This is a genomic window from Psychrobacter sp. Ps1, assembly GCF_022129425.1.
Taxonomy (GTDB): domain Bacteria; phylum Pseudomonadota; class Gammaproteobacteria; order Pseudomonadales; family Moraxellaceae; genus Psychrobacter.
In genome coordinates, this window is record NZ_JADQAN010000006.1 from 133,836 (window position 1) to 146,960 (window position 13,125).

Genomic DNA, 13,125 nt, shown 5'->3' on the forward strand with positions numbered 1-13,125 from the left:
GTGAGTAACCAAACACGGCCTATATTAAAAGAAATTAGATCAGTCAAAAGTTATTCACTCTTGATGGTTTCTACCTCAGCTTCATCAGGAACGAACACATAACCAACGCCCCAGACGGTCTGGATATAACGCGCCTGTGAAGGGTTGTCTTCAATCAGACGACGTAGACGTGATACTTGGACGTCGATAGAACGCTCCATCGCACCCCATTCACGACCACGAGCAAGGTTCATCAACTTATCACGAGTCAATGGCTCACGTGGATGCTGTACGAGCGCTTTTAGTACTGAAAACTCACCTGTCGTCAAAGTGACTACGTTACCATCACGTTTGAGCGTACGAGTCGATAGATCTAGTGTCCATGGACCAAACTCGACCACTTCCATTTGATGACTTGGCGCACCTGGCAATTCACGGTTTTGACGACGTAATACAGCTTTGATACGAGCCAATAGCTCTTTTGGGTTAAAAGGCTTAGGTAGATAATCATCTGCCCCCGCTTCTAGACCTGCGATACGATCAGCATCGCCACCCTTGGCAGTAAGCATAATAATAGGAATATCCGCATTGTCTTCACGCAGACGCTTACAGATACTGATGCCATCTTCGCCTGGCAGCATCAAATCGAGCACGACTAAAGAGAAAAGCTCACGTTGCATGAGTTTGTCCATCTGACTGCCGTCATGAGCGGTACGAACGACAAAACCGTCGTCTTCTAGGAAGCGTTGCAACAAAGAGCGCAGACGAGCATCGTCATCGACGACTAAAATACGCTGAGTCAACGTGTCAGGGCTGTTGTTATCAGTCATACAGACATCCTTTTATAAAAATTATTGTTATCAGAAACTACAAGTAAATAGCTATGAGCAAAAACACTGCCACTAATTATCATTATTTAATTATTGGTTACGAATAAGCACTTCATAAAATTAAAAACTATTGTTCAATATGTCAGCACATATCAATATTTGTGTTATTGATACTTTAGTGTATAAGATTGCACCGAGAATTGCATCACCCATGATAATAAATGCTGTATGCGTTTGTTTAATAAGTCCATAGGATGTGCGATATAGAACGATTTGCGTCCTAAAATGCGCAATAAATAACGAAAAGATAAAAAGGATTTTTATTCATGCAGCTTTTGCTATAATGCAAAGCTACATTTCTCAACGATTGATACGTATATGAGTAGCACTGATACCTTAACGTCATCTCAAACCTCGACAAATGCACAGGTTTTAGATGCAACCACACACGCGAATATTCACGACAAGCTTGCTCGCGCGCTTGGCATTAAGACTGCTCAAGTCAATGCGTTTGTCAAACTTTATGATGAAGGCGCGACGGTTCCTTTTATTGCGCGTTACCGCAAAGAAAAGACTCAGAATCTTGATGATGCGCAGCTACGTGCTTTAGAGAAGTCGCTTAATTATGAGCGTGACATGGCAACACGTCGCCTCAAAATTACTGAGCTGCTAAGCACACAGGGCAATCTGACCGATGAGCTACAGACGCGTATCGATAATGCGACGTCTAAGCTTGAGCTTGAAGACATCTATCTGCCATATCGTCCGCGTCGTCGTTCACCTGCTGCCAAAGCTCGCGCCGCTGGTCTTGATACTGCTGCCCAAGCGGTCTTGACCCAAGAAATCACCCCGATGGATGCCTTGGCTGATTATCAAGTCCAGTCAAGTATCACTGATGACAGTGGTAATGAAATCGAAGTTGATTTTAGCGATATCGAAAAACAACTCGCTGGCGTACAAGCAATTATCGTTGATGAATGGACACAAGCATTGGGTTTGTTGGACAACTTACGCAGTGGTTTTGCCAAAACTGCCAGTATCGTATCGAGCGTTGCGAGCGAAGAAAAGCGCGAAGTTGGCGAAAAGTTCAAAGACTATTTTGAGCATAGCGAAAGCCTTGCTCGACTGCCAAATCATCGTCTATTAGCGATGTTGCGCGGACGTCAAGAAAACGTCTTGGGTCTAAAGATTGAAGGCGAAGACGCACCCTTTATCGAAAAAATCATCAGTCATTTCGATGTCGATGCTAAAGCCCCAGCAGCACGCCGTGAATTTTTGGCAGAGGCAGCCAGTAGCTTGTGGAAAGACAAATGGCGTCCGCATATTGAGCACCGCTTGTTAACTGAAAAGCGCCTAGCCGCAGAAGCGGATGCGATTGATGTGTTCGCTAGCAACTTACAGCATTTGCTAATGTCTGCACCTGCAGGTCCTAAAGTAATCTTGGGTGTCGATCCTGGTATCCGTCATGGCGTAAAAATGGCTATCGTTGATGCGCAAGGTCACGTGATGTCAGATAACGAAGAAAAACCTGTCATCGCGACAGTGTATCCGTTTGCCCCTGATAATAAGATGGATGAAGCCAAAAAAGTCATCGATGCGCTGTTGAGTACTTATAACGTTGATTTGGTCGCTATCGGTAATGGTACGGCAAGTCGCGAAACAGATGCGATGATCAAAGAGATTTTGGCTGCGAACGATGCACTAAAAGCCAAAGCCGTTATTGTTAATGAGTCAGGAGCGTCTGTTTATTCAGCGAGTGAACTTGCTAGTGATGAGCTGGCCAATCTAGACGTTTCTGTACGCGGTGCAGTTTCTATCGCACGTCGCTTGCAAGATCCATTGTCAGAGCTTGTGAAAGTTGATCCAAAAGCCATTGGTGTGGGTCAATATCAGCATGACGTCAATCAAAACCAGCTTGCAGACAGTCTTGATAAAGTAACTCAAGATAGCGTGAATGCCGTGGGTGTGGATGTGAATACAGCCAGCCCAGCTATCTTAGCTCACATCGCAGGTCTTAACCGCAATGTGGCGCAGCAAATCGTCACCTATCGTAAAGAGCACGGTGCATTTGATAGTCGTGAAGCGCTCAAAAACGTCCCACGTCTAGGCGCTAAGACATTTGAGCAAGCAGCTGGTTTCTTGCGTATTCATAATGGTAGCAATCCATTAGATGCTACTGGTGTGCATCCAGAGAGCTATGCATTGGTCGATAGCTTACTCGCACAAGCGGGCAAGCCGTTGTCAGAAGTTATTGGTAACGACGGTGTGCTAAATACTATCGATACGACTACATTGGCTGCTAACGATGATAATGTCAGCGTAAAAGCGATTATCGAAGAGCTTGCCAAACCTGCTCGCGATCCTCGTCCTGAATTTAAAACAGCCAATTTCCGTGATGACGTCAATAGTATTAAAGATTTGAGCGAAGGCATGACGTTAGAAGGCGTGGTAACGAACGTAACAGCCTTCGGTTGTTTCGTTGACGTCGGTGTGCATCAGGATGGTTTGGTACATATCTCGCAGATGGCCAATGACTTTGTCGCAGATCCTATGAACCGTGTCAAACCTGGCGATATCGTATCGGTACGGGTTATCTCTATCGATGAAAAACGTGGTCGTATCGGATTTAGCATGAAACCTGAATCTGAAAAACCTGTCCGTACGGCTGCCAAGTCTACGACAGCTAGTACAGATGGTGAGAAAACCAGTCGTCCACGCAATAATAACGCAAATAGTGACCGTCCAAATAATAGCCGTCCAGCTGCTGACAAACGTCCGTCTAAGCCACGTGGCAAGCGTCAGGATAAAGACAACGCGAGCAATCGTAGTAAGCCAGTAAAAAATGATAAAGCTGAAGCCCCAAGTAAAATGGGTACACTTGGTGCCTTATTACAAAAAGCTGGCGTGACTAAAAATAAGAAATAATCAAAATTGAAATAGCTAGCATAGATAGTTTAATATAAAAAAGGGCAGCCAATAGGCTGCCCTTTTTATGTTTGTTAATATACTTAAATATTAATGGCCATATTAACGATTTACAGCAATACGGCGGTTTTCTTTAAACTGTACATTTGCTGGCTGAGTGGCTAATAACTCACCACGGTTGTCTTTTTTCTTTTCTTGCAAGGTACTAGTAGCATTTGCCGTTTTATTGTTAGAAGCGGCTTCACCAGCGATTAAAGGCTGATAGTCTGCATTGCTATGCTGCATGTTTGGCGTTTGCGTACGTTGGGTAGACTGTGTAGAGGCTGCACCCGTTGTCGTTGGCACGTTACCGTTCATAGTAGGCATATTACTATTGCTCATAGTGCCAGCTTTATCATTCATCTTGTCATTAGATTCGTTCACTCTGTTGTCAGAGTTGTTCATACTCTTGTTCGAATCATTCATCTCACTACGAGAGTCGTTCATCTTATTGCTAGAGTCATTGATATTGACATGGCTAGGCTGTGCAGCTCCCAATTTACCAGTTGGTCCTTCTACACCGACTTGTACATTGCTTTTGACAGAGCTACTTGGCATACGTGATTGCATAGAATCACTGCTGTTGGTCGGCATAGCCATTGCAAGTGTAGGCAATGCAAGCGTAGTACCTAAAATTAACGATAAAATATTCTTTTTCATTATAAAGCTCCCATATGTATTATTAGTAATAATTAAAAACGATAACTCATATTTAATGATAAGCCGTTTTTACTCAAAGGTGTCTGTAAATACTGTATGCAAATTATCAACGATGTAGTTTATATTTCAGTAGCGAACTCATTAAGGTTCTAACAGTTTAATGTTTTCTTGTGACGTTATGAAACTGCCATACTTAAAGTCTAGTCGTTATATTAACTTCTAGATTTCCCCAAAACTCATTAATAGTAAAGGTTTCTTGTGTTATTAAAGCTGTTAATAAATGAGTCTGATAATAATAAATATTTACCGATGTCTCTAGTATTAAAAATATGGATATTTGATTAATTATAGTTATTATTCGAACTTAGGTAACTGTTATTAATAGTTTTTTGAGTGCGATCTGTCAGTATTATAGAAATTTTTGTCAGTAGTTTTTATTTATAATTCAAAGCCAGTGTTTAGATAATTCTTAAGTTCTATTATATAAATCCTTTGATAACATATACTTCATTAAAATAATGTTTACATATAATTTTTCTACAATATCTATAAAACGATAGTAGCAATATTGGATTAATGGTTAGTATCATAAAGTATTAAATAATCGGTAAACAGAAACATTGTTCACCAAAAAAATACGTTGTTCTTAATTTAATCTTCGTCTAAATATTTAGAGTAGACCATAAAAAAACCGTATCTCGAAACCAAGATACGGTCATAAAGACATTGAGCCTTTGTTATCACTCAATAGATTAACTATCAATCACTTCAAAGCTAAGACCAGAATGCGCTTCTAAGCGTGTTATTAGCTTATCTCCCATCGCAGATGCTGGTGTCCAGAACCCACCGCCAATGTCCTCTTTGCTAATATCTTGTGCCAGACATAATGCCGCCTGCGAAATCATACGAGAGGTACTGCCATAACCAGGATCTCTATCACCTGTTACTTTAACGGTAATAGTGTCATTTTTGGCCGTTTGTCCAAAGTGACGAATATCAAAGTAGCCGTTCTCTTGCTCGTCTTTAGAAGGGCCTGAGCCAGCTTTTGGTAAGACGTGCTTGGATAGTAACTCGCGACTTGGTTTAATCATCATCGCAGTGGCAAAGCCCAATAAACCTGCGCTCATAGCATAGCTAGACAGTTTCCCTTTGACGCCATCTTTCATCCACATCGCTTCGTCATATTTAAAATCGCGACCGTACTCATAGCTGAGTAATTGGTTAGTACGATGGACGATACGCGTATTGATGGTCGCCATGACGAACGGTGCTAACCAGCGCTTATGATTGCTGTCATATACTGGTTTGCTAACATTATCCTGACGTACGTTTGGTGCATCACTATCATCGTTTAACAGGTATGGATTGGCTACTTGTTTGCGACGTGCTTTGTCCTCACCAGCTTCTTCAAATATTGATGCCATCGATGCGATAGTACCACCTGAGATACCACCTTTCGCTGCTTTGACACGCATATGAATGACATTGCAGGTCTCGCCGAACTTTTCTTCTGCCTTAGCTTGGGTAAAGTACGCACCCAAATCTGAAGGTATAGAATCAAAACCACAAGAGTTAACAATACGGGCACCGCTTTGCTTGGCAATGTCTTGGTACTTATCCATCATATCTTTGATGAAAATAGCCTCACCAGTAAGATCGACATAATCTGTACCGTTTTCAGCACAAGATTTGATCAGTGGCTCACCATACTTTAGATAAGGACCGACAGTAGAGATGATGACTTGAGTTTGCTTTGTCATCTTATCAAGGCTGTCAGCATCGTTACTGTTGGCAATAATAATGTCTACCTTGCTCTCAAGTTTGGCCTGCAACTTGTTGAGCTTGTCTTCATCACGACCTGCGATCGCCCATGATACGTTTGAGCCATCTTCGTTCTTATTATTTGACAAAAAATTGGTTAAATAGTGAGCAGTGATCTGACCGACGAAACTTGTCGCACCATATAGAACAACTGCATAAGGGCGTGTGTCGCCGCTGGTTTTTTGTGTAGAGTTTTCAGTATCCGTATTGGTATCCATATGTATTGTCCTTAATAGATTTGAGAATAAGTGGATAGTAAACTATAAACCAAGTCGTTTGATTAGGTTAGGGGTTTGTGAGGTCGCTACAGTTTATAGTTTGCAGCCAACCTTCCATACAACATCACATATAACGTGAGGAATTTAAAATAGTTCTGCATACAGTTGGAAGAGTAGCGTTCAGTAAAATAGTATTCAATAAAAGCATATTCAGGTAAAAAGCACTTAGTTTAAGAACGCTCAGTTAAATAACGCTGCATTCAGAAATATAATTCTATTTCGAAAATATCATCTATTAAAGAAAAAGAGGTATGAGACATTAACAGTTACTACAAACTTTACATAACCTACCGATATTATTACTAAAATGAACGTTTTCTAGAGAGGAACGTTGCTAATCTATAAGCGTAAACAGTAATAACTAGCATTAGATAAAAACAAGTTAAATAGATGCTATATAAATTCTAATATCTGTTTTTTACCATTATTTGAGGAGAAGATTATGTTTCGTTGGGCTATTATTTTTGCAGTGATCGCATTATTAGCGAGTTTCCTAGGTTTCGGTGGTGTCGCAGGATTGTCTGCTAATTTGGCATACATTTTCTTAGCAGTCGCTGTGATTTTGTTTATCGTTGCCTTTGTCAGTCGTAAGATGTAAACACAGCTTATCGTTGTAAATACCTACTATAAAAAAGACCCTCAATTGAGGGTCTTTTTTGTCTGCTTTAACGAAGGTAATCGTTAGAAAGCTAAAATAATCGGCATCAAGGCATACGTTGTAGACTTGCTACTACAACCGTTTGGGCTGAATAATATGCTCCATGCGTTTGGCTAAACGAATATCCAGACTAGATATGCCACCTGTGTCGTGGTTGGTTAAACGAACTTCAACGATATTGTAGGTATTACGCCATTCTGGATGGTGCTCAAGCGCTTCAGCATGAAATGCCGCTTGATTCATAAAGCTCATAGCCTCGATAAAATCGCTAAAATGATAGGTTTTGACGATGCTATTGCCGTCACGTTGCCAACCAGCAAGCTCTTCTAGCTGTAGATTGATTTGTTTGTCAGATAAACTACTCATATTAATAACCTTTATTGTTATGTCGAATTGGTTTATTAAAAGTGGTGCTGGGGTATGTCTCCTATGCTAAATAAATATCTACGTATTTTCCTGCTTTGCCCGATATCACTTAACTGAGCTTCGTTAACGAATTAATTGAACCTAACTACGTAGCCAATTAAATTAAATCTTGATACTCAGGATGTTTGCTAATGTATGACGCGACAAATGAGCATTGTGGTATCACTTTCTTGTCTTGCTCACGTGCATAATTCAATGCGTGCTTTACCAGTGCTGAACCAACACCGCGGCCACCCAGTTGCTGCGGTACGATAGTATGATCGTAAACCAACTTGTCAGCACTTTCCTGATAGCTAATATAACCTGTCTGACCATCGATAGATGTCTCAAAGCGGTTCGCTGCTTGATTATGAATAATTTCTAGATTTGGTTTAGAGGTTTGGTTACTCATTAATATACTCCATTTCTTATTATCAAATTTTTATTAGTAACTAAATTCTTATTAATTTAATAGTACCAGTTTAGTATGTAGGTTTGATGCTTAATAATCTAGACCCTTACCGTAATGGTTGATAGGACGACTGTTAACGTCATCTATATCTTCCGTCCTACCTTATCATGGCCGTATCTAGTTGCAAATATGAATATGTCACCATGCATAGGAGATAGCTTTACGGACGACTGGAGGCAAAAAGCGAGTGAGAGCACTAGTATTTTCTATCGCTAATTTGTTTTCTAAATTGGCCGCTGGCCTATCATCTTTATGAGTAGTACTATCTGCATTTTCCGCTGACTGTACATACGCTTGCCATTCTTTTTCACTAGGTTTGCTAAAGTGATAAATACGTCCCAGTACTTGCTTGAGTTGTGTGCCAAAGTGGCCAGTGTTATAGCTTAAACCATACTTACGGCATATGGCCTGTACCTGCGGCGCAATCTTTGCATAGTGGCCGGCTGGCATATCAGGAAATATATGATGCTCAATCTGATGAGATAAATTACCTGTCAAAAGATGGAACCATTTGCTGCCTTTGATATTGCTAGAGCCAAGGATTTGGCGTACGTACCAATCGCCTTTACTTTCATTGGCATCGAGATGGGTATAGATATGCGCTTGCTCAGTGAAATGCCCACAGAAAATCACCGCCCACGTCCACAGGTTACGGACAGTGTTGGCAGTCATGTTGCCGCTCAGCGTATTGAAGACGCTACGACGACCTAGTGTCAGCGCTACTACAGATGGCAGTGCAATATAGTCTTTGCCTATTTGTCGTCCAATTTTGGCAAATAACGCGCGAGACTTTTGCTGCATGATTTTGTGTAGATCAGGGGAGTCGGCGTATTCATCTGCACTGATTTGGATGTCATGAAAGGCTACCGCCCACTCAAAGCCAAATGCCAGTACCGCTGTACTAAACATATTATAGCGATCTTCTGGCGTCCAAGGCTGCTCGTCGGTCACTCGAATCAAGTGATAGCCTACGTCATGATCACGGCCAACTATGTTTGTAAAAGTATGATGTAAATAGTTATGTGAGTGTTGCCATAATGGAGCAGGGCAGAAAATATCCCAGTCGAATTTTTGACTATTAAGATGTGGGTGTTGCATCCAGTCATATTGACCATGCATAACGTTATGACCCAGCTCCATATTATTCAATATTTTGCTAAAGCTAAGTAAAGACGTACCTAGTAGCCAAGTAGCGACCAGACTGCGTTTCGATGGCATACGCCCAGCCGCTGCAAGTAAACCACGGGCGATAATTTCACTATATACCACGGTGGCATATATCCGCTGTATGTAGCGTGCATCTTCACTACCTAGCGAGTCCATTACACCTTTATATAGCGCATTTAATTCTACTGCCAAGGCATCACTTTGAGGCTTTGATAAAGGGGCGTCAGTTACTGTTGGGTAGCGCGTCCGTGTTGATGTGTCTGGCTGACCGCTATTATTGATTGCTTCATCATTAAGCTGCGTATAAGGCGTTAGCGGCGTCAAAGGCAAAGGCGCGTTTTTTGCTAGCTTTGCATTGGACAGGGGCGTCAAGATAGGCACAGCAGATTGTGGCGTAGTAACGGGTGGTAGTAAGCGCATAAATAAGTCCTTAACCGAGACGACATGAATAAACAGCACTGCATCCGGTTTGATAAGTTATCTGAGTTTTAGCCTATAAAGTGACGTTTGTCTTTTATTTCTCATAGGTCGTCTAGCATATGTTCCCTATTAAGCCAGACGTTCTATTAAGCCAGTCATTAAACATCGAGAACCACATCAGTCATGGCAATATTGATACAAGTCTGAATAGACTCGTAACCATCCCCACTCACTTTCCCTGTTTGGATATTTTTGACCACGCCGCTGACTTTATTACAGCGGCACAACTGGCAAATACCTTGCCGGCAACCATGTGCTAGCCGTACATCTGCATTCTCAGCAGCAACCAGTATGATCGTGTCACTGCTAAACTGTCGTTGCCGTGACCGCAAATAGACAGTGTGTTCTTCTACAGGTATCGTTTTATCGAATGTTTGATTGCTACCGTTATCAACATTAGCTAGGGCATGACCAAAGTTCTCTACTAGGATGTTATCGCGCAGCTGTTCGTCTGTAGGTGTTATCTCTGCGGCGGCTTTATATAAGCCAGCTAATAACGCTTGTGAACCGCAGGCAAATATTTGCGTATCTGATAGAGGTAAGTTTAGCGATAGCAGACCCTCTGCACTTAAGTATCGTGTGCCAGCCAAATAGGTAGTCGGCTCTTCAGTATGGATTAGATGATAAGTGAAGTATGGGTATGCCTCGTTCAGCTGTTGCCACTGATGTTGGAGCTTGGATAAAACAGTTCGACTGTAATGCAATAGAGTCACATGGTGGCCATTACTCAGGGCTTGAGTGATAAGTCCGAGCATGGGCGTGATACCGCTACCACCAGCGATAAATAGTAAAGGAGTGGGCTGCTTATTATCTGAGCCTTCCTGCACTGCTATGGATGTCTGTTCCAAAGTGAAATGACCAAGTGGCAGGCTTGTATCAACGACACTAGCCAGTGGCATCTGCTTGGTTAAATAGTCAGATACCAATCCTTGCGGTTTAATCACGATAGTTACCGTATGGCGTTGGTCTGCCTTATGGCTCTCGGTATTATCGTCGAGCCACCAGAGGGGTTGATGCGCCAAGCCCACTATCGAGTAGCTACGCTGGTGATAAACTCCATCGATACAAACGCGCAAATCAAGATATTGACCGCCTTGCCAACCACCCATCACCTTAGAATTCTGCTGTTTAAAGGCTCTGTTGGTCTCAAATCGAAGTGCTATTAAATCATCACTTAATGTATAGCGTGCGATCAAGCGTAACTTAGGAGTCGTCAATGACCAAAACGGATGTAAGCGCGATCCGATAAAATCGACAAACGCACGTTGAATAATTTCAGGGCGATAGCCGTTGGCCATATTATCAGTACCTGTATGATTGCTATGAAAGTGAATGATGTAACGCATACAAAGTCAGTTCATAAGTCATTCTAATAATCGAAAATGAAATCGAGCCGATAGACCTTGTTAAGCCACACTAACATGCTAACGGCTATTGATTAAATTTTCGAAAGTTTTGATGCTATTTTTTGTGGTCTTTATAAAACGCTAATGAATCAAAATGTTAAGTTAGTTCATTAAGATAAGACTTCTTGAGTTATTTTTTAAAGCGAGTTTTATAGCTAAAGGGCATAGTCTGCTGTCAAAAACAGTAAAACAACTGGTAAAACAACCTGTCAGCTTGCAGGGTATGCGCCACAATGCGATAATGACCTATAATTTGTAACCCTGATTTTGAGGTACGGCACGCTTGGCATCATCGCTGAGTTGCATTTGCTGTTCTCTTCTATGCAGTCTATCGGAGTGTTAATGGCTCAATATATTTACACGATGAACAACGTGTCAAAACTTGTTCCCCCTAAACGTGAAATCCTAAAAAATATTAACCTATCGTTTTTCCCTGGTGCCAAAATTGGTGTCCTCGGTATCAATGGTTCGGGTAAATCAACCTTGCTACGCATTATGGCAGGCGTGGACACTGAGTTCAGTGGTGAAGCACGCGCGCAAGCCGGTACCAAAGTTGGCTATTTGCCGCAGGAACCACAGCTAGATGACAGCAAAGACGTGCGTGGTAATGTCGAAGACGGTATGCGTGAAGCATTAGACGCGCTTGCTCGTCTAGATGCCATCTATGCTGAATACGCAGAGCCAGATGCTGATTTTGACAAACTTGCTGAAGAGCAGGGCAAAATGGAAGATATCATCCAATCATGGGATGCGCATAACCTAAACAACCAGCTAGAAAAAGCCGCCGATGCGCTACGTCTGCCACCATGGGATGCGGACGTTAGCAAACTGTCAGGTGGTGAGAAACGCCGCGTAGCACTATGCCGTCTACTATTGTCGCGCCCTGATATGCTATTACTTGACGAACCAACCAACCATTTGGACGCCGAGTCAGTCGCGTGGCTAGAGCAGTTCTTGCAGAACTACAGCGGTACTATCGTTGCCATTACCCATGATCGCTATTTCTTGGATAACGTCGCTCAGTGGATTTTGGAGCTTGACCGTGGCCATGGCTATCCGTATGAAGGTAACTATACTGAGTGGCTAGAGCAAAAGAATACGCGTCTAGAGCAACAGAATAAGCAAGAAGAATCATTTGCTAAAGCGTTGAAAAAAGAGCTTGAGTGGATTCGTAAAAATCAAAAAGGCCAACAGGCTAAGTCGAAATCTCGTGTACAGCGTTTTGAAGAGTTGAACTCAACTGAGTTCCAGAAACGTAATGAGACCTCTGAGATTTATATTCCACCTGGTCCACGTTTGGGTAACAAGGTTATTGAGATCAATGACATCTCTAAATCATTCGGCGATCGTCTGCTGTATGAAAACCTAAGCTTTAACGTACCAGCTGGTGGTATCGTTGGTATTATCGGTCCAAATGGTGCGGGTAAGACCACGCTGTTTAACATGATTACTGAGCGCGATACCCCAGATACAGGTTCAGTCGATTTGGGTGAAAGTGTTAAAGTTGCCTATGTCGGTCAGGTACGTGATCATCTAGATGATAACAAAACCGTGTGGGAAGAAGTTTCTGACGGTCTGGATATCATTACCGTTGGCGACTACACCACGCCAAGCCGTGCCTATATCGGACGTTTTAACTTTAAAGGCTCAGATCAGCAAAAGCACGTCGGTCAATTATCAGGTGGTGAGCGTAACCGTCTGCAATTGGCGAAAACGCTAAAGCAAGGCGCAAACGTATTGCTCCTCGATGAACCATCAAACGATTTGGATATCGAAACCTTACGTGCACTAGAGGATGCGATTCAAGTATTCCCAGGTACAGTAATGGTCGTATCGCATGATCGCTGGTTCCTTGATCGTATCGCGACTCATATCTTGGCGTTCGAAGAAGAAGGCCCAGTCTGGTTCGACGGTAACTATACTGAGTTTGAAGCGTATCGTAAAAAGACAATGGGTGATGATGCCAGTCCTAAACGTGCCAAGTATAAGAAAATTACGAACTAAT

At 42.3% G+C, this 13,125-nt stretch carries 10 protein-coding genes; 3 read left to right on the forward strand and 7 right to left on the reverse strand.

Features of this window, described 5'->3' with window-relative positions; all coding sequences use genetic code 11:
* Positions 1 to 50: 50 nt before the first annotated feature.
* Positions 51 to 809 (reverse strand): two-component system response regulator OmpR, encoded by a 759-nt coding sequence (gene ompR, locus I3249_RS04720; RefSeq protein WP_057757943.1) that lies wholly within the window; start codon positions 807 to 809, stop codon positions 51 to 53.
* 378 nt (positions 810 to 1,187) lie between these two features.
* On the opposite strand from ompR, the gene I3249_RS04725 reads away from it, so the two are divergent.
* Positions 1,188 to 3,734: a Tex family protein gene (locus I3249_RS04725; protein ID WP_238068878.1), complete on the forward strand. Its 2,547-nt coding sequence runs from the start codon at positions 1,188 to 1,190 to the stop codon at positions 3,732 to 3,734.
* Positions 3,735 to 3,836: 102 nt separating this feature from the next.
* Here the strand turns inward: I3249_RS04725 and I3249_RS04730 are convergent, their stop codons facing one another.
* Both I3249_RS04730 and I3249_RS04735 read right to left on the reverse strand, forming a co-directional pair.
* Positions 3,837 to 4,433, reverse strand: coding sequence for a hypothetical protein (locus tag I3249_RS04730; RefSeq protein ID WP_179797926.1), 597 nt, complete (start codon positions 4,431 to 4,433; stop codon positions 3,837 to 3,839).
* Positions 4,434 to 5,185: 752 nt separating this feature from the next.
* Positions 5,186 to 6,472, reverse strand: a complete 1,287-nt coding sequence (locus tag I3249_RS04735) for a saccharopine dehydrogenase NADP-binding domain-containing protein (protein WP_238068879.1) — start codon at positions 6,470 to 6,472, stop codon at positions 5,186 to 5,188.
* Between the two features lie 502 nt (positions 6,473 to 6,974).
* Between I3249_RS04735 and I3249_RS04740 the strand changes: the two genes are divergently transcribed.
* Positions 6,975 to 7,130 (forward strand): DUF1328 domain-containing protein, encoded by a 156-nt coding sequence (locus tag I3249_RS04740; protein WP_082624527.1) that lies wholly within the window; start codon positions 6,975 to 6,977, stop codon positions 7,128 to 7,130.
* 132 nt (positions 7,131 to 7,262) lie between these two features.
* On the opposite strand, the gene I3249_RS04745 is transcribed toward I3249_RS04740, so the two are convergent.
* From I3249_RS04745 to I3249_RS04760, 4 genes are all read right to left on the reverse strand, one after another.
* Positions 7,263 to 7,556: a 4a-hydroxytetrahydrobiopterin dehydratase gene (locus I3249_RS04745; RefSeq protein WP_057757953.1), complete on the reverse strand. Its 294-nt coding sequence runs from the start codon at positions 7,554 to 7,556 to the stop codon at positions 7,263 to 7,265.
* A 157-nt stretch (positions 7,557 to 7,713) separates the two neighbouring features.
* Positions 7,714 to 8,007: a GNAT family N-acetyltransferase gene (locus I3249_RS04750; protein WP_179797928.1), complete on the reverse strand. Its 294-nt coding sequence runs from the start codon at positions 8,005 to 8,007 to the stop codon at positions 7,714 to 7,716.
* 198 nt (positions 8,008 to 8,205) lie between these two features.
* Positions 8,206 to 9,654, reverse strand: coding sequence for an acyl-CoA desaturase (locus I3249_RS04755; RefSeq protein ID WP_238068880.1), 1,449 nt, complete (start codon positions 9,652 to 9,654; stop codon positions 8,206 to 8,208).
* Between the two features lie 158 nt (positions 9,655 to 9,812).
* On the reverse strand, positions 9,813 to 11,060 hold the full coding sequence (locus I3249_RS04760) for an iron-sulfur cluster-binding domain-containing protein (RefSeq protein ID WP_238068881.1): 1,248 nt from the start codon (positions 11,058 to 11,060) through the stop codon (positions 9,813 to 9,815).
* A gap of 402 nt (positions 11,061 to 11,462) precedes the next feature.
* On the opposite strand from I3249_RS04760, the gene ettA reads away from it, so the two are divergent.
* On the forward strand, positions 11,463 to 13,124 hold the full coding sequence (gene ettA / locus I3249_RS04765) for an energy-dependent translational throttle protein EttA (protein ID WP_057757965.1): 1,662 nt from the start codon (positions 11,463 to 11,465) through the stop codon (positions 13,122 to 13,124).
* Position 13,125: the final 1 nt, after the last annotated feature.

Excerpts from the sequence above, each read along its gene's own strand:
- I3249_RS04725 (WP_238068878.1), top strand. The coding sequence starts at position 1,188 with ATGAGTAGCACTGATACCTTAACGTCATCTCAAACCTCGACAAATGCA.
- ettA (WP_057757965.1), top strand. The coding sequence starts at position 11,463 with ATGGCTCAATATATTTACACGATGAACAACGTGTCAAAACTTGTTCCC.
- I3249_RS04735 (WP_238068879.1), bottom strand. The coding sequence starts at position 6,472 with ATGGATACCAATACGGATACTGAAAACTCTACACAAAAAACCAGCGGC.
- I3249_RS04760 (WP_238068881.1), bottom strand. The coding sequence starts at position 11,060 with ATGCGTTACATCATTCACTTTCATAGCAATCATACAGGTACTGATAAT.
- I3249_RS04730 (WP_179797926.1), bottom strand. The coding sequence starts at position 4,433 with ATGAAAAAGAATATTTTATCGTTAATTTTAGGTACTACGCTTGCATTG.
- I3249_RS04750 (WP_179797928.1), bottom strand. The coding sequence starts at position 8,007 with ATGAGTAACCAAACCTCTAAACCAAATCTAGAAATTATTCATAATCAA.
- I3249_RS04740 (WP_082624527.1), top strand. The coding sequence starts at position 6,975 with ATGTTTCGTTGGGCTATTATTTTTGCAGTGATCGCATTATTAGCGAGT.
- ompR (WP_057757943.1), bottom strand. The coding sequence starts at position 809 with ATGACTGATAACAACAGCCCTGACACGTTGACTCAGCGTATTTTAGTC.
- I3249_RS04755 (WP_238068880.1), bottom strand. The coding sequence starts at position 9,654 with ATGCGCTTACTACCACCCGTTACTACGCCACAATCTGCTGTGCCTATC.
- I3249_RS04745 (WP_057757953.1), bottom strand. The coding sequence starts at position 7,556 with ATGAGTAGTTTATCTGACAAACAAATCAATCTACAGCTAGAAGAGCTT.